A 20,765-nucleotide genomic window follows, 5' to 3' on the forward strand; every position below is an offset into this window, starting at 1 on the left:
TTTGTTGAAGAGCAAAAGATCGCAGCCTTCGGCAGCTCCTACATTGTGATGTCGTACGCCATGTAGGAGCTGCCGAAGGCTGCGATCTTTTGCTTTTCAGGTGAACTCGAAGGTGTCGGCATCCAGATTCGCCGGGAAACGCTCGCGATACGCCGCGAGCGGAGCCGCTTCCAGCACAGCCTTGAACACACCATCCGCCTCCCCCGCCGCCAGCAAGGTTTCCCCCTGGAAATCCAGCACCTGACTGTCTCCGGTATACGCGAAGCCCTTGCCGTCGGTGCCAACGCGGTTCACCGCCACCACATAGCAGAGGTTCTCGATCGCCCGAGCAGGCAACAGTCGGTTCCAGTGCAACCGTCGCGCCCCCGGCCAGTTGGCGGTGTACAGCAATAGATCAGTGTCCTGCGCATCGCGGCTCCACACCGGAAAGCGCAGGTCGTAACAAATCAGCGGACGGATACGCCAGCCCTTGAGTTCGAACTGCACCTGACGTTCGCCAGGGGTGTAATGGTTGTGCTCGCCGGCCATGCGGAACAGGTGACGTTTGTCGTAATGCAGCACTTCACCGTCCGGCCGCGCCCACAGCAGGCGATTGCGATGGCTGCCGTCGCCGGCCTGAATGATCACGCTGCCGGTAATGACTGCATTAAGCTTCGCCGCCTGAACCCGCAGCCATTTGCTGGTCGGGCCGTTCTCAGCTTCCGCGAGGGTTTCGGATTCCATGGAGAATCCGGTGGTGAACATTTCCGGCAGGATGATCAGATCCGCCCCGCGCGCCTGCTCCAGCAACAGCTCGAAATGCTCGAGGTTGGCCTGGCGGTCATGCCAGGCCAGGCTGGTCTGGATCAGCGCCAGGTTGAGATCGGGTAACGCACTCAGATCACGCATAGTTTCGCCGCCGCTTCACGCAGCGTCTCCTCGCGTTTGGCGAAGCACAGACGCACCAGGCGCTGGCCTTCGGGTGGATTCTGATAGAAGACCGACACCGGAATACTCGCCACGCCGTGCTCGCGGGTCATCCACATGGCCATCTCGACGTCGTTCAGGTCGGGGCGAATCTGCGAATAATCGACCAGTTGAAAATAGGTGCCGGTGACTCGGGTAAAACTGAAGCGCGACGGCGCCAGCAGATCGCAGAACAGATCGCGCTTGGCCTGATAGAAACCCGGCAACTCTTCGACGTGCTCCGGGTGTTCAGCCATGTAATCGGCTAGCGCGTATTGCAACGGCGTAACGCCGCAGAAACTGACGTACTGGTGCACCTTGCGCAGCTCGGCCGTCAGCGCTGGCGGCGCGACGACGTAACCGGTTTTCCAGCCAGTGACGTGGTAGGTCTTGCCGAACGAACTGACCACGAAGGCGCGTTGATACAACTCTTCATGGGCGAGCACGCTAACGTGGGGTACGCCGTCAAATACCAGGTGTTCGTAGACTTCGTCGCTGATCAGATAAATGTCGCGACCACGGATCAATGCCGCCAGTTGATCCAGCTCGGCACGGCTGATCAATGCGCCGCTCGGGTTGTGCGGGGTGTTGATGACGATCATTTTCGTGCGCGGGCTCAGGGCCGCTGCAAGTTTGTCGAAATCGATAGAGAAGTCGTCCGGGTTCAACTGCACATGCACGCAACGACCGCCCGCCAACTCTGTGGCCGGCTCGTAGCTGTCGTAGCACGGATCGAACACGATGACTTCGTCGCCGCTGTGGATAACCGCCTGAATCGCACAGAAGATCGCCTGGGTCGCGCCCGGTGTCACGGTCACTTCGCTGTCGGCATTGACCTGCACGCCATAGCTGCGAGCGATTTTCGCCGCAATCTGCTCGCGCAGCGCCGGCAGGCCAGTCATCGGCGAATACTGGTTGTGACCACTGGCGATGTGTCGACCGACCGCATCACGCAACGCCTGCGGGCCGTCAAAATCAGGAAAACCCTGAGACAGGTTGATCGCGCCGGTTTGCGCGGCGAGCTGAGACATCTGCGTGAAAATCGTGATGCCGACATTCGGCAGCTTACTGGTGATCATCGGGGGTTCCCTGCTCAACACCCGGCTCTGACGACGGCGCGGGAGAGCCCGAGGATAGCCCATCCGGCGCCCATAAAAAAAGGGCGCCGGATGGCACCCTTCTCTCACGTTGATCGTTCCCACGCTCTGCGTGGGAATGCAGCCTTGGACGCTCTGCGTCCGCCGCTTATGTGACGCAGAGCGTCACGGAATACATTCCCACGCGAAGCATGGGAACGATCAACAGCCAGCGACCTTATTTCTTGTCGCGGCGCTTCTTGTCAGCTTTTTTGTGGTGCGACATCAAGCGACGCTTCTTGTTGACCTGGCGGTCGGTCAGCGTGGTCTTGTTGCCTTCGTACGGGTTCTCGCCGCCCTTGAACTCGATGCGGATCGGCGTACCGACCAGCTTCAGCACACGACGGTAGGTGTTCTCGAGATAACGCACATACGACTTCGGCACTTTCTCGATCTGGTTACCGTGGATCACGATGATCGGCGGGTTCGCACCACCCAAGTGAGCGTAACGCAGCTTGATCCGGCGGTTGTTGACCATCGGCGGCGCGTGCTCGCCAACCGCGTCTTCGAGAATCTGGGTCAGACGGTTGGTCGGCCAGCGGGTGACCGCCGACTTGAACGAGTTCTGCACCGAAGCGTAGAGGTTGCCCACGCCAGTGCCGTGCAGGGCCGAGATGAAGTGGATGTCGGCGTAGTCAACAAAGAACAGACGACGCTGCAGCTCGACCTTGACGTAGTCGCGCTCGCTCGGCGTCATGCCGTCCCACTTGTTGATCGCGATCACCAGCGCGCGACCCGATTCGATGGCAAAACCGAGCAGGTTGAGGTCGTGATCGACCACACCTTCGCGGGCGTCCATCACGAAGATCACTACGTTGGCGTCTTTGATCGCTTGCAGGGTTTTGACCACGGAGAATTTTTCGACTTCTTCGTGGATCTTGCCGCGCTTGCGCACACCAGCGGTGTCGATCAGCGTGTACTTCTCTTCATTGCGCTCGAACGGAATGTAGATACTGTCACGCGTGGTGCCGGGCTGGTCATAAACGATAACCCGGTCTTCACCGAGCATGCGGTTGACCAAGGTCGACTTGCCGACGTTCGGACGACCGATGATGGCGATCTTGATCCCGTCTTTTTCGCTTGGGCCAGGAATGCGCTTGGCTTCCTCGCCTTCGGCAACGATCTCTTCCTCGCCTTCTTCCGGCTCTTCTTCGTCTCTCGGGAAATCACCCAGGGCGATTTCCAGCATCTGGGTGATGCCACGGCCGTGAGCACCGGCGATCGGGATCGCGTGGCCCATACCCAGCGGAGCGAATTCAGCGCGGGCCATTTCCGGGTCGATGTTGTCGACCTTGTTGGCAACCACGTAGGAACGCTTGTTACGTTTGCGCAGGTGTTCGGCGATCATCTGGTCGGCGGCGGTGAAGCCGGCCTTGGCATCTACCAGGAACAGCACAACGTCTGCTTCTTCAATGGCCAGCAGCGACTGCTCGGCCATTTTTTCGTCCATACCGTGCTCGTCACCGGAGATACCGCCGGTGTCGACCAGAATGTAGGAACGCCCTTGCCACTTGGCCTCACCGTACTGGCGATCACGGGTCAGACCGGACAAGTCGCCGACGATGGCGTCACGAGTCCTGGTCAGGCGGTTGAACAAGGTGGACTTGCCGACGTTCGGTCGGCCCACCAGGGCGATTACGGGAACCATGCGGCTCTCCACTTCGTTATTTCAGAAAATACAAAAGCCGCTGCGAGGCAGCGGCTGGTGCTCGGGGCAACGCCTGTTAGCGCTGCAAGCCCCATGAATCCGGGGCCGCCTGGGGGTTTAACCCCAAGCATAGTTGTTACTTGATGGTCAGGGCTTCCAGTTTGCCGCTGTTGCCATATACATAAATCGTGTCACCCACCACCAGCGGACGGGCACGCAGGCCGTCGCTGTCGATGCGCTCGCGGCCGACGAAACGACCGTCAACCTGACTCAGCAGGTGCAGATAACCTTCCAGGTCACCCACTGCAACATAGCTGGAGAACACTTCCGGAGCCGACAGTTGACGGCGGGCCAGCGAATCGTTGCTCCACAATGCTGTGGTCGAACGTTCGTCGACGCCTTCAACGGTGCCCGAGGACAGGCTTACGTAAACGCTGCCGAAACCCTGAGCGATACCGGCGTAGCTCGACGCATCGCGCTGCCAGAGTTGACGACCGCTTTCCAGGTCCAGTGCCGCCACGCGACCCTGGTAGCTGGCAACGTACAGCGTACCGCCGGACAGCAGCAGACCGCCGTCGATGTCGACTACGCGCTCCAGCTCCGAACGACCTTGTGGAATCGCAATGCGTTGTTCCCAGACCGGCACGCCGTTGGAAATGTCCAGAGCGACCACTTTACCGGTCGACAGGCCAGCCACCGCGAGGCGGTTGGTGACCAGCGGAGCACTGGTGCCACGCAGGGTCAGTACGGCCGGCGTGCTGTCATACACCCAGCGCTGAGTACCGGTCGATGCATCCAGACCGATCAGACGATCGTCCTGAGTCTGCACGACCACGACGTCGCCATTGTTGGCCGGCGGCGCGAGAACCTCGCTGTTGACGCGAGCACGCCACTTCTCTTCACCGTTGCTGGTGTCCAGAGCAACGACTTCGCCGCGCAGCGTACCGATCAGAACCAGACCGTAACCCACGCCCACGGCGCCGGAGACGGGCAGCTCAAGATCCTGCTTCCACTTCACATCGCCATTGCCGCGATCCATGGCCATCACCACGCCAGTTACATCGGCGGCGTAGATGGTGTCACCGTCGATCGCCGGCACCAGCATGTTGTAGGTTTCGCCCTGACCGTCACCGATCGAACGACTCCACTGCTTGTGCAGGACCACTTCTTCTTTGAAGTCGGTCAGTTCAGCCGGTGGCAATTCTTTTTTGCTGTTGCTGCTGCAACCCGCGGCCAGAAGGGCCAGAGCCAGCAATGCTGCATGCTTCCAACGGATCACGTCACGCATCCCCTTTGGCCAGGTCGTCGAGCTTGATTTGAAGGCCACCGACCGCCGCTTCATCCGACAGTGCCGCCTTGGCTTTTTGATACGCCTTGTTCGCGTCATCGGTGCGGCCCAGCTGCACCAGCAGGTCGCCCTTGAGTTCTTCGCGAGTGGCCAGGAATGCTTTGTCGGCATCGCCGTCGAGCAGTTTCAGGCCGTCTTCAGCCTTGTTTTGCGCGCCGAGTACCTGCGCCAGACGCTGACGGGCGATCTCGCCCAGCGCCGGGTTGGCCGGTTTGTCGACGATGGCTTTCAGTTCGGTCGCGGCGTCGTCCAGCTTGCCGCTGTCGACCGCCACTTTGGCGACGAACAGGCTGCCGTACTGCGCGTAGGCAGAACCGCCGAATTCGCTGTTGAGCTTACCGGCCAGGTCCGCAACGCGGGCGGCATCAGGCTTGCCGTCAGGCGTCAGCGTGGTTTCCAGCAGTTGCTGATAGAGCACCGAGGCGCCTTGCGACTGGTTGCTCTGATACTTGTGATAAGCCTGCCAGCCGAACACGATGACCAGCGCCAACAGGCCGCCGGTGACCAGAGGTTTGCCGTTGCGTGTCCACCAGTCCTTCAAATCCGCCAACTGTTCGTCTTCGGTACTCGACACCCCAATACTCCTTAATCGCTAAATCGGCTGTTTGGACAGCTTCAACCCTGCACGACGCAGGTGGCCAGGTGAGCGGCGAGCGCATCCCAGGCAATGCTTTGTTGTTCGCCCTGGCCACGCAGGGGTTTGAAACCTACCACTTGCTGGGCCATTTCGTCGTCACCGAGGATCAGTGCGTACAGCGCACCGCTCTTGTCGGCCTTCTTGAATTGGCTTTTGAAGCTGCCAGCGCCGGCATTGACTTGCAGACGCAGGTTTGGAAGTTGATCGCGAACACGTTCAGCCAGAGCCAGACCAGCCAGCTCGGCTTCTTCACCGAAGGCACACAGATAGACATCAACCTGACGGGAGATTTCTTCCGGGATCTGCTCCAGGGTTTCCAGCATCAGCACCAGACGCTCGATGCCCATGGCGAAACCAACGCCGGTGGTCGGCTTGCCGCCCATCTGCTCGACCAGCCCGTCGTAACGGCCGCCAGCGCAGACAGTGCCCTGGGCGCCGAGCTTGTCGGTGACCCATTCGAAAACGGTTTTGCTGTAGTAGTCGAGGCCACGCACCAGCTTCGGGTTGAGCACATATGGAATGCCGACAGCATCCAGACGCGCTTTCAAACCTTCGAAGTGCGTACGGGATTCGTCATCGAGGTAGTCGGCCATCTTCGGCGCATCGACCAGTACCGCTTGAGTGTCGGCATTTTTCGTGTCGAGCACGCGCAGCGGGTTGGTTTTCAGGCGACGCTGGCTGTCTTCATCGAGCTTGTCATGATGCGCCGAGAGGTACTCGACCAGCGCTTCACGATAACGCCCACGGGACTCGCTGGTGCCCAGACTGTTGAGTTCGAGTTTGACCGCATCACGAATACCCAGCTCGCCCCACAGGCGCCAGGTCATGATGATCAGCTCGGCGTCGATGTCCGGACCGTCGAGGTTGAACACCTCCAGGCCGATCTGGTGGAACTGGCGATAACGACCTTTCTGCGGACGCTCGTGGCGGAACATCGGGCCGATGTACCAGAGTTTCTGCACCTGGCCACCGCCGGTGATGCCGTGCTCAAGCACTGCACGCACGCATGCAGCGGTGCCTTCCGGACGCAAGGTCAGAGAGTCGCCGTTGCGGTCTTCGAAGGTGTACATCTCTTTTTCGACGATATCGGTCACTTCACCGATCGAGCGCTTGAACAGCTCGGTGAACTCGACGATCGGCATGCGGATCTGCTTGTAACCGTAGTTATCCAGCAGACGCGCAACAGTGCCCTCGAAATAACGCCACAGCGGGGTCTGTTCGGGCAGGATGTCGTTCATGCCACGAATGGCTTGCAGAGACTTGCTCACTTTAAATCCTTAAATTCGTTCGGCGCTTCAGTCAGGCTCAGCCGCGCGCAATAACCGCAGCGTCAGCTTCGACCTTTTCGGCCGCTTTCTGGCGGATCAGCTTTTCCAGCTCGTCCACCAGATTGTCATTCGTCAGTTTCTGCGACGGCTTGCCGTCGATGTAAATCAGGTTTGGCGTGCCGCCGGTCAAGCCGATATGGGCTTCCTTGGCTTCGCCGGGGCCGTTGACCACACAACCGATCACCGCGACATCCAGCGGCACCAGCAGGTCTTCAAGACGCCCTTCCAGCTCGTTCATGGTTTTCACCACATCGAAGTTCTGCCGCGAGCAGCTCGGGCAGGCGATGAAGTTGATGCCACGGGAACGCAGATGCAAAGACTTGAGAATGTCGTAACCGACCTTCACTTCCTCGACCGGGTCGGCCGCCAGCGAGATGCGGATAGTATCGCCAATCCCCTCGGCGAGCAGCATACCTAGGCCCACGGCGGATTTCACTGTGCCCGAACGCAATCCACCGGCTTCGGTGATGCCCAGGTGCAGCGGTTGAACGATTTCTTTCGCCAGCAAGCGGTAGGCTTCGACGGCCATGAACACGTCGGAGGCTTTCACGCTGACCTTGAAGTCCTGGAAATTCAGGCGTTCGAGGTGTTCAACGTGACGCAAAGCAGATTCGACCAGCGCAGCCGGGGTCGGCTCGCCGTATTTCTTTTGCAGGTCTTTTTCCAGGGAACCGGCGTTGACGCCGATGCGGATCGGAATGCCGCGATCACGCGCTGCATCGACGACCGCGCGAACACGGTCTTCACGACCGATGTTGCCCGGGTTGATGCGCAGGCAGTCCACGCCCAACTCGGCTACGCGCAAGGCGATCTTGTAATCGAAGTGGATGTCGGCAACCAGCGGCACTTTGACCAGTTGCTTGATCTTGCCGAACGCCTCGGCGGCGTCCATGTCCGGCACCGAGACGCGGACGATGTCGACGCCAGCAGCTTCCAGACGGTTGATTTGCGCAACAGTGGCGGCGACGTCATTGGTGTCGCTGTTGGTCATGCTCTGCACCGCGATCGGCGCGTCGCCGCCCACCGGTACGTTGCCGACCCAGATCTTGCGCGAAACGCGACGTTTGATTGGAGATTCGCCGTGCATGACTTATTGACCCAACTTCAGGCGAGCAGTCTCGCCACTGGTGAACGGAGCGATATCGACCGGCTGGCCGTTGTAGCTGACCTGTGCAGCACGGGCAACGCCCAGACGCACGGCGAGCGGCGGCTTGCCGCTGACGGTCACATTATCGCCTTTATGCTTCAGACCACTGAACAGTACTTTGCCACGGCCATCGGTGACTTGCGCCCAGCAATCGGCGCTGAACTGCAGTTGTACCTGACCATCGCCGGCCACCGGAGCGGCCGCTTCTGCGGCTGGTGCCGGTGTAGCAGCAACGACTGGAGCGGTAACGGTTGGTGCTGGGGTAGCTGGAACGGTTGGCGCAGGAGTGGCCGGATTGGCGACAACCGGGGCTGGCGTATGAACCGGAGCGGTCGGCGTTACAGCCGGTGCAACCGGTGCCGCTGGAGCAGTTGCCGGGGCAGCAGCTTCTGCGCCAGTCGATTCAGCAGTGGTTTCAGACTGAGGCAATGCCAGCGCAGTCGAGCTGTCGGACTGGTTCTCCTCGACAGCCTGATCTTCCGGCTCGTCGATCGGGTGAATCTGGGTCGTACCGTCAGCGCCCTCGACTTCAACGTGCTCAGGCGCCAGGGACGTCAGGTCCTTGGTGCGCAGCGACGTCTGATCCTGCCACCAGACGAAACCGCCGCCGATGACCGCAATCAGCAACAGCAGGCTGACAATACGCAAAATAGTGTGGGAAACCCGTACAGGCTCTTCGATACGACCAAGGGCGTGAACGTTGCTGCCCTGGGAGTCGGTGCCAGTGGACTGGTCGAATTGCTGAACCAGCACGGTCTGGTCCATGCCGAGCAATTTGGCATAGGCGCGAATGTAACCGCGAGCGAAGGTATGCCCCGGCAGCTTGTCGAAAGCGCCGGCTTCAAGATTGCTCAGGGAAGTCACGGTGAGGTTGAGCTTGAGGGCCACTTCGGCCAGCGACCAGCCATTGCTTTCGCGGGCCTGGCGCAGGGTCTCACCGGGGTTAACGCGATTCGCTGCTACAACTTCGGGATGCGCCGCTTTCATCATTGCTCCGACAGGTATTGCTGATATTCCGGCGTACCGGGATAGAGTCGTTTTAATTGCAGGCCATAACTGGCGGCCTTGTCGCGATCTTCAAACACTTTTGCCAGCCGAACGCCGAGCAATAGACTACGTGCATTTTGTTCGGTCAGCAGGCTGAATCGGTCGTAATAGTCACGCGCGGGCACATAATGCCTGTCTTCGAAGGACAACTCAGCCATTTCCAGCAATGCACGCGGTTGTTGGCGGTTCAAACGCAGCGCCTTTTCCAGTTGCTGCTGCGCCAGATCACGCTGACCGAGCTTTGCGGCCGTCATGCCGAGGTTTTCGAACACACGCGAACGCTCAGGATACAGGGTATCGGCCGCAGCCTGTTCAAAACGCTCGTAGGCTTCTTTATAACGCTGTTGTTCGTAGAGAAAACTGCCGTAGTTGTTGAGGATGCGCGCATCGGCGGGACGGGAGGACAAGGCCTTGCGGAAGTGTTCGTCGGCCAGCTCAGGTTCCATTTCGGACTGAAACACCAAACCGAGGGCCGCATTGGCATCCGGATCGGAGCCGTCGATTTCCAGCGCCTTTTTCAGCGGCACCTTGGCCCGTTCAGTCATACCTTGCTGCAAGTATCCCAGCCCCAGCTGCACGTAGGCAGCCCGCGCTTCATCGCGGCCCTTGCTGGTCTTCATCGGGTTGTAGTCACCCGAAAGGACACAACCAGCACACAGGCTGGCCAACAGCAACAGCAGCGCAAAGCGCAGGGACATAGAGATCCTCTCTTAGTTAGTATTCGCGGCGTTCTGTGCCAGATCGCTGTCGGCGCTCAACTCACGCACGGCGATGTAACGTTCGCTGCGACGGGTGCGATCCAGCACCTGCCCTACCAATTGACCACATGCAGCGTCGATGTCTTCACCACGGGTGGTGCGCACAGTGACGTTGAAACCGGCCTGATGCAACTGATCCTGGAAACGACGGATCGCGTTGTTGCTCGGCCGCTCGTACCCGGAATGCGGGAACGGGTTGAACGGAATCAGGTTGATCTTGCACGGGATATCTTTCAGCAGCGCGATCATTTCCACCGCGTGCTCGACCTTGTCGTTGATGTCCTTGAGCAAGGTGTACTCGATGGTCAGCACACGTTTCTCGCCCAGAGACGACATGTAGCGCTGGCACGACTCGAGCAGCATCTTAAGCGGATATTTCTTGTTGATCGGCACCAATTGGTTACGCAATGCGTCATTTGGTGCGTGCAGGGACAACGCCAGGGACACGTCGATGTGCTTGGCCAGCTCATCGATCATCGGCACCACACCCGACGTGGACAGGGTCACGCGGCGCTTGGAGATCCCGTAGCCGAGGTCATCCATCATCAGATGCATGGCGGCGACGACGTTGTCGAAGTTCAGCAATGGCTCACCCATGCCCATCATCACCACGTTGGTGATGGCACGGTCGACGGTTGCCGGGACACTGCCAAAGGATTTGTTGGCAATCCACACCTGGCCGATGACTTCGGCGGCGGTGAGGTTGCTATTGAAGCCTTGCTTGCCGGTGGAGCAGAAACTGCAATCCAGGGCACAGCCTGCCTGGGACGAAACGCACAAAGTGCCGCGTTTGCCCTGGGGAATGTACACGGTCTCGACGCAGCTGCCGGACGCCACGCGCACCACCCACTTACGGGTGCCGTCGCTGGAGATGTCCTCGCTGACCACTTCCGGACCACGGACCTCAGCAATAACCTTGAGCTTGTCGCGCAAGGCCTTGCTGACGTTCGTCATGGCGTCGAAATCATCGACACCAAAATGGTGAATCCATTTCATTACCTGACCGGCACGGAAACGCTTCTCCCCGATTGAGTCGAAGAATTTTTCCATTTCCTGTTGAGTCAGACCCAGCAGGTTGGTTTTTACAGTCGATGTAGTCATGGATTCACCTTCACTCTTAAGCCAATGCTTAGCGAGTGGTTACTTCAGTAGCTGCGAAGAAGTACGAGATTTCACGAGCAGCTGCGGCTTCGGAGTCCGAACCGTGAACAGCGTTGGCGTCGATGGAATCAGCGAAGTCAGCGCGGATGGTGCCGGCAGCAGCTTCTTTAGGGTTGGTAGCGCCCATCAGCTCACGGTTCAGAGCGATAGCGTTTTCGCCTTCCAGAACCTGAACAACAACAGGACCGGAGATCATGAAAGCAACCAGGTCGCCGAAGAAACCACGAGCGCTGTGCTCAGCGTAGAAGCCTTCAGCTTCAGCTTTGGACAGTTGCTTCAGTTTCGAAGCTACAACGCGCAGGCCGGCTTTTTCGAAACGAGTGGTGATTTCGCCGATGACGTTTTTTGCAACAGCGTCAGGCTTGATGATGGAGAAAGTGCGTTGAACAGCCATGGTGTAACTCCAGAAACGGTAATTTGCGAAAAATTAAACCCGCGAATTATACGCGGGTTCTTGGGTATTGCCTAACCTGCGAGACGATCAGTCCAATTCTTTGGCCCAGAGCTCCTGAACCGCTTCCAGCACCTTCTCGCCGACACGGCCAGAAGTGCTATCGAAGTCAGGCAGATCCAGGATCATCTGCTGCAGACGGACAAAACCTACAGAATACGGATCGACGCCGTCATAGGCCTCGGCCAATTCTTCTGCAATACGTTGAACATCATTCCAACCGTAGCTCATGACAGTCTTACCAGTCAGTGCGGCGCTTCGGCCGCATGGTTAAGCGAATATTTCGGAATTTCGACGGTGATGTCTTCTTCACCAACGATAGCCTGGCAAGCCAGACGCGATTGCGCTTCCAGACCCCAGGCGCGATCGAGGAAGTCTTCTTCCAGCTCGTCGGCCTCTTCCATCGAGTCGAAACCCTCGCGGATGATGCAGTGGCAGGTGGTGCAAGCGCAGACACCGCCGCAAGCGCTTTCCATCTCGATGTGGTGTTCGTGGGCCAGTTCGAGAATCGATGTGCCGGGCGCAGCCTCTACAACCATGCCTTCAGGGCAGAACTTCTCGTGGGGCAGAAAAATGACCTGCGGCATCAGATATCCTCGATTTCATTCAGATTGCGCCCCGACAGAGCGGCTTTCACCGTCAGATCCATGCGGCGGGCAGCAAAAGCATCGGTCACTTGCGACAGACGCTTGGTCTGCTGCTCGATGGCATAACCATCGGTACCTTTCATCAGTTCGGCCAATTCCTGCAGCTGCAGGTCGATAACCATGCGCTCTTCGGCGTCGAGCAAACGCTCGCCATCCGCCTCCAGAGCGCCCTGCACCGCTTCGATCAGACGCTGGGCATCGACCTGCTGCTCACGCAGAACGCGGGCGACCTTGTCGTCATTGGCGTGCTGGAACGAATCCTTGAGCATTTTGGCGATTTCGCCGTCGGTCAGACCGTAGGACGGTTTGACCTGAATGCTTGCCTCAACGCCTGAACCCAGTTCACGGGCGGAAACGCTGAGCAGACCGTCGGCATCGACCTGGAAGGTCACGCGAATCTTCGCTGCACCGGCGACCATCGCCGGGATACCGCGCAATTCGAAGCGCGCCAGCGAGCGGCAGTCGCTGATCAGCTCGCGCTCACCCTGCAGGACGTGGATCGCCATGGCCGACTGGCCGTCTTTATAAGTCGTAAAATCTTGTGCGCGAGCGACGGGAATGGTGGTGTTACGTGGAATCACCTTTTCCATCAGACCGCCCATGGTTTCCAACCCCAGGGACAGCGGAATCACGTCGAGCAGCAGCAGTTCACCGCCATCGCGCTTGTTGCCAGCCAGGGTATCGGCCTGGATCGCGGCACCGATGGCCACCACTTGATCCGGATCGATTTCGGTCAAAGGCTGACGACCGAAGGCTTCGGCAACGGCTTCGCGAACACGCGGCACGCGAGTCGAACCACCGACCATGACCACGGCGTGCACGTCTTCCAGCTCGATGCCGGAGTCGCGAACGGCGCGGCGGCAGGCTTTCAGACTGCGCGCGACCATTGGCTCGATCAGCGCATCGAAGGCTTCGCGGGTCAGCGGTGCTTTCCAGTCGCCATAGGCCACTTCAACGCTGGACGCATCGGTCAGGGCTTCTTTGGCCGCGCAAGCGGTTTGCAGCAGATTGCGTTGTGCGCCCGGATCGAGATCGGCGGACAAGCCCGCGTTCTCGATGATCCATCCGGCAATCGCGTGATCGAAGTCATCGCCGCCCAGCGCGCTGTCGCCGCCAGTGGCCAGCACTTCAAAAACACCGCCAGTCAGACGCAGAATGGAAATATCGAAGGTGCCGCCGCCCAGGTCATAAATAGCGACCAGGCCTTCAGCGTGTTGATCCAGACCGTACGCCACAGCGGCAGCGGTCGGCTCATTGAGCAGACGCAGCACGTTCAGACCGGCGAGTTTCGCCGCATCCTTGGTGGCTTGGCGCTGAGCATCGTCGAAGTAAGCAGGAACGGTGATCACCGCACCCACCAACTCGCCACCCAAGGTTGCTTCAGCGCGCTGACGCAGGACCTTGAGGATATCGGCGGAGACTTCGACCGGGCTTTTCGGGCCTTGCACGGTGTCGATGAACGGCATATGCGATTCGCCACCGACAAAGCGGTATGGCAGTTGCTCGCCCAATTGCTTGACGTCGGACAGACCACGACCCATCAAGCGCTTGACCGACAGCACGGTGTTCAAAGGATCGGAAGCGGCAGCCAGTTTGGCCGACTCACCGACTTCGACGCGATCGGCGTGGTAACGCACAGCGGACGGCAGGATGACCTGCCCGTTTGCGTCAGCCAACGGCTCGGAAAGACCACTGCGCAACGCAGCGACCAGCGAATTGGTAGTGCCCAAGTCGATCCCCACAGCCAGACGACGCTGGTGCGGTTGAGGACTTTGGCCGGGTTCGGCGATCTGCAGTAGGGCCATCGTGATCAGGACTTATCTGTATATCAGGCGTGCGACCGGAGCGGCACTGGGTTAATCGTCGAGGCGCTCTTCTAACTGGCGCACTTCGTAGGTGAGCTTGTCGAGGAACTGCATGCGCCGCATCAGGCGCTCGGCCTGCTCACGTTGCGCTGCATCATCCCAACAGGCTGCGAAGCTTTCATTGAGTTCTTCCTGAGCCACTTTCAGGCGCCGCTTGAACACTGCGACGCCGTCGAGATCGGCACTGTCCTGGAGGTCTTCGAGCTCTTCGCGCCATTGCATCTGCTGCAGAAGAAACTCGGGGTCGTGGACCGTGACTTCCATTGGCACTTCATGCCCGCTGATGGTCAGCAGGTAGCGTGCGCGCTGGGCCGGACTCTTGAGCGTCTGATAGGCGTCGTTGAGCCGCGCAGACTGCTCGAGTGCCGACCGCTGCTCACGCTCGGAAGCGTCGGCAAAGCGGTCAGGATGAACGCCGCGCGCCAACTCACGATAGCGCGTGGCCAACTGCTCGAGATCCAGACGGAAACCCGGTTGCAGCTCGAATAAAGCGAAATGACAAGGAATACCCACGACAAGCCTCAGATGTTGAAGCTTTCGCCGCAGCCACATTCACCGCGTACGTTGGGGTTGTTGAACTTGAAGCCTTCGTTCAACCCTTCCTTGACGAAATCGAGCTCGGTGCCGTCCAGGTAAGCCAGGCTTTTCGGGTCGATGATCACTTTTTCGCCGTGACTCTCGAACACCTGATCCTCTGCAACCACCTCGTCGACAAACTCCAGCACGTAGGCAAGGCCGGAACAGCCTGTGGTGCGAACACCCAGACGAATCCCTTCACCTTTGCCGCGCCCGTCGAGGGAGCGCCGCACGTGTCGAGCAGCCGCTTCTGTCATGCTGATAGCCATCGGTGACTCCTTACTCGTCGCCAAATCCAGAAAGTCAGATCAAGCCTTTCTTCTGCTTGTAATCGCGAACAGCCGCTTTGATAGCGTCTTCAGCCAGTACCGAGCAGTGAATCTTCACTGGCGGCAGGGCCAGTTCTTCGGCCAGCTGAGTGTTCTTGATGGTTTCTGCTTCGTCCAGGGTCTTGCCCTTCATCCACTCGGTGGCGAGGGAGCTGGAAGCGATAGCCGAACCGCAGCCGTAGGTCTTGAACTTGGCATCTTCGATGATGCCGGCGTCGTTGACCTTGATTTGCAGACGCATCACGTCGCCGCACGCCGGAGCGCCGACCATGCCGGTGCCGACATCAGGATCTTCCGCGTTCATCTTGCCGACGTTGCGCGGGTTTTCGTAGTGGTCGATGACCTTTTCGCTGTAAGCCATGATTCTCAATCCTCACTCATCAGGGCCGCTCTTGAGACCCTGCAACTGCGCTGCGTAAACTGCCGCGTCGCTACAGGATCTGTATCTGGCGGCTTCTATATTTAGTGTGCCGCCCACTCGATTTTCGAGATATCGACGCCGTCTTTGTACATGTCCCACAGCGGCGACAGAGCGCGCAGCTTGGTAACGGCCTCGCAGACTTTCTGCGCGGCGTAGTCGATTTCTTCTTCGGTGGTGAAACGGCCGAAGGTGAAGCGGATCGAGCTGTGTGCCAGTTCGTCGTTGCGGCCCAGGGCGCGCAGTACGTACGAAGGCTCCAGCGACGCCGAGGTGCACGCCGAACCGGACGATACCGCGAGATCCTTGAGCGCCATGATCAGCGACTCGCCTTCAACGTAGTTGAAGCTCAGGTTCAGGTTGTGCGGAACGCGGGCGGTCAGGCTGCCGTTGACGTACAGCTCTTCCAGATGCTCGACCTGCTTGTAGAAACGGTCGCTCAAGGCTTTGATACGGACGTTTTCGGCCGCCATGTCTTCTTTGGCTACGCGGAACGCTTCACCCATGCCGACGATCTGGTGGGTCGCCAGGGTACCGGAACGCATGCCACGCTCGTGACCGCCGCCGTGCATGGTCGCTTCGATGCGCACACGCGGCTTGCGGCTGACGTACAGCGCGCCGATGCCTTTAGGGCCGTAGGTTTTATGGGCGGAGAACGACATCATGTCGACTTTCAGCTTCTGCAGGTCGATCTCGACCTTGCCAGTGGACTGAGCGGCGTCGACGTGGAACAGAACGCCCTTGGCGCGGAGCATTTCGCCGATCGCTGCGATGTCGTTGACGGTGCCGATTTCGTTGTTCACGTGCATCACGGAGACCAGAATGGTGTCTTCGCGCAATGCCGCTTCAATCATGGCCGGGGTGATCAGACCGTCTTCGGTCGGCTCGAGGTAGGTGACCTCGAAACCTTCACGCTCCAGTTGGCGCATGGTGTCGAGGACAGCCTTGTGCTCGATCTTGGAGGTGATCAGGTGCTTGCCCTTGGAACCGTAGAAATGCGCCGCACCCTTGATTGCCAGGTTGTCGGATTCGGTGGCACCGGAAGTCCAGACGATTTCGCGCGGGTCGGCGTTGACCAGATCAGCCACCTGACGACGGGCGTTTTCGACCGATTCTTCAGCCTTCCAGCCGAACACGTGGGAACGGGACGCCGGGTTACCGAAGTTTCCGTCGACCAGCAGGCATTCACTCATTTTTTGCGCAACACGCGGATCAACCGGGGTGGTCGCAGAGTAATCAAGGTAAATCGGCAATTTCATGGACTATCTCCTAAATCAGGGCTGGCGTGCCGCTAGCTCTTTGGCTGTCATTCGACGGCGGACGCTTCAATCTTGTCCAGGCGTGGCGCCTTGCTGTTGCAACGGCGCTGGTCCTGACGCTGGGCTACTTCTTGCACCTCACGGCGAGTCACAAGATCAGCCAAGCTGATACCACTTAGAAATTCGTGAATCTGCAGGCTCAAATCGCACCACAGATGATGGGTCAGGCACGTGTCGCCGGAATGGCAATCGCCTTGGCCCTGGCATTTGGTGGCATCGACCGATTCGTTTACTGCATCGATCACCTGGGCGACCTGAATGCCCTGCATGTCGCGGGACAATTGGTAGCCGCCACCCGGGCCGCGAACGCTGGAAACCAGGTTGCTGCGGCGCAGCTTGGCGAACAGCTGTTCGAGGTAGGACAGGGAGATGCCTTGGCGCTCGGAGATATCGGCCAGGGACACGGGCCCGTGCTGCGCGTGCAACGCCAGGTCAAGCATGGCGGTCACGGCGTATCGGCCTTTTGTAGTCAGTCGCATGGACAGTTACCACGGAGTTCAGAATGGGGCGAGTATGCAATTCCCGAGTATTTAAGTCAACTTTAAGACCTAGTACTTTAGTCAGGATTACCCGCAAAAGAGCGCGCGAATGATAGCAGGCTCTGCGGCCTAATGGCACACCGGTTGACGGATGCCTGTGTAGGAGCTGCCGAAGGCTGCGATCTTTTGATCTTATGAAAGGCAAGATCAGAAGATCGCAGCCTTCGGCAGCTCCTACAGGGGGCGTTAGCTGGCCTTGGACTCGTCTTTGCCTTTGACGCAGGCGAAGTCTTCGTCACGCAGCTCAGGCAGATCTTTCGCACAGTAATTGCTGCCCAGATCCTTCAGCGCGCCGCACATCCCTTCCAGCCGTCCGTCCACCGCTTGCAGGTGATCGAGCAACTGACCGATGGCGCGCGCCACCGGGTCAGGCATGTCTTCGCTGACGCCGTAGGCATCGAAACCGATCTTCTCGGCCATGGCCTTGCGCTTGGCATCCTGCTCTTCGTCGGACTTGACGATGATGCGTCCAGGAATACCGACAACAGTGGCGCCCGGCGGTACTTCCTTGGTCACCACGGCATTGGAACCAACCTTGGCACCGGCGCCGACGGTGAACGGACCAAGCACCTTGGCGCCCGCACCGACAACCACACCATCACCCAACGTCGGGTGGCGTTTGCCTTTGTTCCAGCTTGTGCCACCCAGGGTCACGCCCTGATAAATGGTCACGTCATCGCCAATCTCGGCGGTTTCACCAATAACGATGCCCATGCCGTGGTCGATAAAGAAGCGTCGACCGACCTTGGCGCCCGGATGAATCTCGATCCCGGTCAACCAGCGACCGAAGTTCGACACCAGCCGCGCCAGCCATTTCAGTTCGTTGCGCCACAGCATGCCGGCCAATCGATGAATCCAGATCGCATGCATGCCGGGGTAGCAGGTCAGGACTTCAAAAGCGTTACGCGCCGCCGGGTCTCGATGGAATACGCTCTGGATATCTTCACGCAAACGCTCAAACATCATTTAGTCCTTCCGCTTAAGAAGCTCGCCACGGGCCGCCTTCTGGGTTTCCGTGAGAATGCCACGCAAAATATTCATTTCCGCCCGGCTCACCGAGCTGCGTCCGTACAACCGGCGCAGGCGCGCCATCAAGTGCCGTGGTTTTTCCGGATCGAGAAATTCGATGGCGACCAGCGTCTGCTCCAGATGCTCATAGAATCGCTCCAGCTCATCCATGGTCGCCAGCTCGGCACTTTTCACCGAAGCCACTTCTTCTTTCTCGATCTTGCTCGGCTGACCTTGGGCGGCCAGCCAAGCCATGCGCACTTCGTAGCTCAACACCTGCACCGCCGCGCCAAGGTTCAGCGAACTGAACTCAGGGTCGGAGGGGATGTGCACGTGAAAGTGACATCGCTGCAGCTCCTCATTGGTCAGGCCGGAATCTTCGCGACCGAACACCAGGGCGATTTCAGCGCCCTGCCCGGCTTCCTCGACCACTTTGGTGCCGCACTCGCGCGGATCCAGCAGCGGCCAAGGAATACGCCGGTCACGGGCGCTGGTGCCGAGCACCAGATTGCAGCCGACCAAGGCGTCTTCCAAAGTGGCGACGACTTGCGCATTTTCAAGGATGTCACCGGCACCGGAAGCACGAGCGTCGGCTTCGTGGTGCGGGAAGACCCGCGGTTCGACCAGCACCAGTCGCGACAGACCCATGTTTTTCATGGCGCGCGCGGCCCCGCCGATGTTGCCGGGGTGGCTGGTATTGACCAGGACGACACGAATGTTCTGCAGCAAGGGAGGCGCTCTCGGACACAGGAAAGGGGTGCAAATCTTACAGAACAGCCTACCGTTAAGCTATGAAAGCGAACAGCGTCCTTCACCTGAAGAAAAGTTCTGATAGAATGCGCGGCTTTCTTTAACAACCTTAGGTGACACATCCATGCAGCCCATGCTGAATATCGCGCTGCGCGCCGCCCGCAGCGCCAGTGAACTGATCTTCCGCTCCATCGAGCGCCTGGATACCATCAAGGTCGACGAAAAAGACGCCAAGGATTATGTATCCGAGGTCGATCGCGCCGCTGAACAGAAAATCATCGACGCCCTGCGCAAGGCTTACCCGAATCACTCGATCCAGGGTGAAGAGACCGGCCTGCACGCCGGTACCGGCATCGAAGGCGAAGAGTACCTGTGGATCATCGATCCACTGGACGGCACCACCAACTTCCTGCGTGGCATTCCGCACTTCGCCGTCAGCATCGCCTGCAAATACCGCGGTCGCCTGGAACACGCAGTGGTTCTGGACCCGGTTCGTCAGGAAGAATTCACCGCCAGCCGTGGTCGCGGCGCTCAACTGAACGGTCGTCGCCTGCGCGTCAGCGGTCGCACCAGCCTCGACGGCGCCCTGCTGGGTACCGGTTTCCCGTTCCGTGACGATCAGATGGACAACCTCGACAACTACCTGGGCATGTTCCGCGCCCTGGTTGGCCAGACTGCCGGCATCCGCCGCGCCGGCTCGGCGAGCCTGGATCTGGCGTATGTTGCTGCCGGTCGTTTCGACGCCTTCTGGGAATCGGGTCTGTCCGAGTGGGACATGGCTGCAGGCGCCCTGCTGATTCAAGAAGCTGGCGGCCTGGTGAGCGACTTCACCGGCGGTCACGACTTCCTTGAAAAAGGTCATATCGTTGCCGGCAACACCAAATGCTTCAAGGCAGTCCTGACGGCGATCCAGCCGCACCTGCCGGCTTCGCTGAAGCGCTAAGCTTCACGCGAAACGAAAAAAGCACCCGTCGGGGTGCTTTTTTTATGCCTGGAATTCGTCACCTGCCACACCACGGGACCAATGCAGGCTCCCTCCTACAGGCGATTTGTTGTGCAGCCTAAATGGCGGGCACAAAAAAGCACCCCGCAGGGTGCTTCTTTTTAAAACAGTCGCTCTTTACTGAGCCGGCTCATTCTGCGACAGAATCAGCTTGCCTTCCTTGTCGACCGGAATCTGGTTGCCCGGATCGCGATCCATCCGCACTTTGCCTTCCTTGCCATCGAGCGAGTAACGCACGTCGTAACCGACGACTTTGTCGCTGATGTCATTGACTGTGTTGCAGCGGGTTTGCGTGGTGGTGTAGGTGTCACGCTCCTGCATGCCTTCCTGCACCTTGTTACCCGCATAACCGCCACCGACCGCGCCGGCTACCGTGGCAATTTTCTTGCCGGTGCCGCCGCCAATCTGATTACCCAGCAAACCACCTGCCAGCGCACCGACGACGGTACCGGCAATCTGGTGTTGATCTTTTACCGGTGCCTGACGAGTCACTGTCACGTCCTTGCACACTTCACGTGGAGTCTTGATCTGTGTTTTAACCGGTTCAACGGCCAATACTTGCGCATACTCAGGGCCGCTTTTAACCAGGCTGTAGGTGGCAACAGCACCCCCGGCAGTCACACCGACAGCACCCAATACCGCACCAACCAGCAACGACTTGTTCACATGAACCTCCTGACCATCACATGCGGGACGCGCCCGCGC

23 protein-coding genes are annotated in these 20,765 nt (G+C 59.2%); 1 reads left to right on the forward strand and 22 read right to left on the reverse strand.

The features are described from left to right. Positions 1–96 precede the first annotated feature (96 nt). The 21 genes from AC3IUF_RS24190 to trmJ form a co-directional block, all read right to left on the reverse strand. Positions 97–888 (reverse strand): amidohydrolase, encoded by a 792-nt coding sequence (locus tag AC3IUF_RS24190; RefSeq protein ID WP_489279523.1) that lies wholly within the window; start codon positions 886–888, stop codon positions 97–99. Then, entirely contained in the window at positions 876–2,024 is a 1,149-nt protein-coding gene (locus AC3IUF_RS24195) for a pyridoxal phosphate-dependent aminotransferase (RefSeq protein ID WP_095112382.1), read from the reverse strand. The genes AC3IUF_RS24190 and AC3IUF_RS24195 overlap by 13 nt, the downstream gene beginning before the upstream one ends. 235 nt (positions 2,025–2,259) lie before the next feature. Continuing rightward, positions 2,260–3,729, reverse strand: coding sequence for a ribosome biogenesis GTPase Der (gene der, locus AC3IUF_RS24200; RefSeq protein ID WP_007950048.1), 1,470 nt, complete (start codon positions 3,727–3,729; stop codon positions 2,260–2,262). A 136-nt stretch (positions 3,730–3,865) separates the two neighbouring features. Further along, entirely contained in the window at positions 3,866–5,017 is a 1,152-nt protein-coding gene (gene bamB, locus AC3IUF_RS24205; RefSeq protein WP_038362973.1) for an outer membrane protein assembly factor BamB, read from the reverse strand. After that, positions 5,010–5,651 carry a YfgM family protein gene (locus AC3IUF_RS24210; protein WP_007916865.1) on the reverse strand — a complete coding sequence of 214 codons (642 nt, stop codon included), beginning with the start codon at positions 5,649–5,651 and terminating at the stop codon, positions 5,010–5,012. The genes bamB and AC3IUF_RS24210 overlap by 8 nt, the downstream gene beginning before the upstream one ends. A 41-nt stretch (positions 5,652–5,692) precedes the next feature. After that, on the reverse strand, positions 5,693–6,982 hold the full coding sequence (gene hisS, locus AC3IUF_RS24215; protein WP_007916867.1) for a histidine--tRNA ligase: 1,290 nt from the start codon (positions 6,980–6,982) through the stop codon (positions 5,693–5,695). A 37-nt stretch (positions 6,983–7,019) separates the two neighbouring features. Then, the gene (ispG, locus tag AC3IUF_RS24220; RefSeq protein WP_003227888.1) at positions 7,020–8,129 is read right to left on the reverse strand and encodes a flavodoxin-dependent (E)-4-hydroxy-3-methylbut-2-enyl-diphosphate synthase; all 1,110 of its coding nucleotides are present in this window, start codon (positions 8,127–8,129) and stop codon (positions 7,020–7,022) included. Between the two features lie 3 nt (positions 8,130–8,132). Then, positions 8,133–9,176 (reverse strand): RodZ domain-containing protein, encoded by a 1,044-nt coding sequence (locus tag AC3IUF_RS24225; RefSeq protein WP_007916871.1) that lies wholly within the window; start codon positions 9,174–9,176, stop codon positions 8,133–8,135. Further along, on the reverse strand, positions 9,176–9,934 hold the full coding sequence (gene pilW / locus AC3IUF_RS24230) for a type IV pilus biogenesis/stability protein PilW (protein WP_007916880.1): 759 nt from the start codon (positions 9,932–9,934) through the stop codon (positions 9,176–9,178). The genes AC3IUF_RS24225 and pilW overlap by 1 nt, the downstream gene beginning before the upstream one ends. 12 nt (positions 9,935–9,946) lie before the next feature. Next, positions 9,947–11,095: a dual-specificity RNA methyltransferase RlmN gene (gene rlmN / locus AC3IUF_RS24235; protein WP_007916881.1), complete on the reverse strand. Its 1,149-nt coding sequence runs from the start codon at positions 11,093–11,095 to the stop codon at positions 9,947–9,949. Positions 11,096–11,123: 28 nt separating this feature from the next. Beyond that, complete coding sequence (gene ndk / locus AC3IUF_RS24240; protein ID WP_007916882.1) at positions 11,124–11,549, reverse strand: nucleoside-diphosphate kinase; 426 nt, start codon at positions 11,547–11,549, stop codon at positions 11,124–11,126. Between the two features lie 87 nt (positions 11,550–11,636). After that, positions 11,637–11,837, reverse strand: a complete 201-nt coding sequence (gene iscX / locus AC3IUF_RS24245; RefSeq protein WP_489279528.1) for a Fe-S cluster assembly protein IscX — start codon at positions 11,835–11,837, stop codon at positions 11,637–11,639. Positions 11,838–11,851: 14 nt separating this feature from the next. Next, a complete protein-coding gene (gene fdx, locus AC3IUF_RS24250; protein ID WP_007916885.1) occupies positions 11,852–12,193 on the reverse strand; it encodes an ISC system 2Fe-2S type ferredoxin in 342 nt (113 codons plus the stop codon). Further along, positions 12,193–14,058: a Fe-S protein assembly chaperone HscA gene (gene hscA, locus AC3IUF_RS24255; protein ID WP_489279529.1), complete on the reverse strand. Its 1,866-nt coding sequence runs from the start codon at positions 14,056–14,058 to the stop codon at positions 12,193–12,195. Before hscA ends, fdx begins: the two co-directional genes overlap by 1 nt. Before the next feature lie 51 nt (positions 14,059–14,109). Next, positions 14,110–14,631 (reverse strand): co-chaperone HscB, encoded by a 522-nt coding sequence (gene hscB, locus AC3IUF_RS24260; protein ID WP_007916889.1) that lies wholly within the window; start codon positions 14,629–14,631, stop codon positions 14,110–14,112. 8 nt (positions 14,632–14,639) lie between these two features. Continuing rightward, positions 14,640–14,963, reverse strand: coding sequence for an iron-sulfur cluster assembly protein IscA (gene iscA / locus AC3IUF_RS24265; protein WP_003227904.1), 324 nt, complete (start codon positions 14,961–14,963; stop codon positions 14,640–14,642). 34 nt (positions 14,964–14,997) lie between these two features. Beyond that, positions 14,998–15,384: a Fe-S cluster assembly scaffold IscU gene (gene iscU, locus AC3IUF_RS24270; protein ID WP_007916892.1), complete on the reverse strand. Its 387-nt coding sequence runs from the start codon at positions 15,382–15,384 to the stop codon at positions 14,998–15,000. 101 nt (positions 15,385–15,485) lie between these two features. Next, complete coding sequence (locus AC3IUF_RS24275; protein ID WP_007916899.1) at positions 15,486–16,700, reverse strand: IscS subfamily cysteine desulfurase; 1,215 nt, start codon at positions 16,698–16,700, stop codon at positions 15,486–15,488. 47 nt (positions 16,701–16,747) lie between these two features. Beyond that, positions 16,748–17,239: a Fe-S cluster assembly transcriptional regulator IscR gene (iscR, locus tag AC3IUF_RS24280; protein ID WP_003227911.1), complete on the reverse strand. Its 492-nt coding sequence runs from the start codon at positions 17,237–17,239 to the stop codon at positions 16,748–16,750. A gap of 246 nt (positions 17,240–17,485) precedes the next feature. Beyond that, the gene (gene cysE / locus AC3IUF_RS24285; protein ID WP_489279531.1) at positions 17,486–18,262 is read right to left on the reverse strand and encodes a serine O-acetyltransferase; all 777 of its coding nucleotides are present in this window, start codon (positions 18,260–18,262) and stop codon (positions 17,486–17,488) included. 3 nt (positions 18,263–18,265) lie between these two features. Then, positions 18,266–19,036: a tRNA (cytosine(32)/uridine(32)-2'-O)-methyltransferase TrmJ gene (gene trmJ, locus AC3IUF_RS24290; RefSeq protein ID WP_007916903.1), complete on the reverse strand. Its 771-nt coding sequence runs from the start codon at positions 19,034–19,036 to the stop codon at positions 18,266–18,268. Between the two features lie 145 nt (positions 19,037–19,181). Between trmJ and suhB the strand changes: the two genes are divergently transcribed. After that, positions 19,182–20,000 (forward strand): type III secretion system regulator SuhB, encoded by an 819-nt coding sequence (gene suhB / locus AC3IUF_RS24295; RefSeq protein ID WP_016773320.1) that lies wholly within the window; start codon positions 19,182–19,184, stop codon positions 19,998–20,000. A gap of 177 nt (positions 20,001–20,177) precedes the next feature. Here suhB and AC3IUF_RS24300 read toward each other — a convergent pair whose 3' ends face one another. After that, entirely contained in the window at positions 20,178–20,726 is a 549-nt protein-coding gene (locus tag AC3IUF_RS24300; protein WP_007916907.1) for a glycine zipper 2TM domain-containing protein, read from the reverse strand. Between the last annotated feature and the right edge of the window lie 39 nt (positions 20,727–20,765).

It is taken from the genome of Pseudomonas sp. KH_040 (assembly GCF_057839305.1).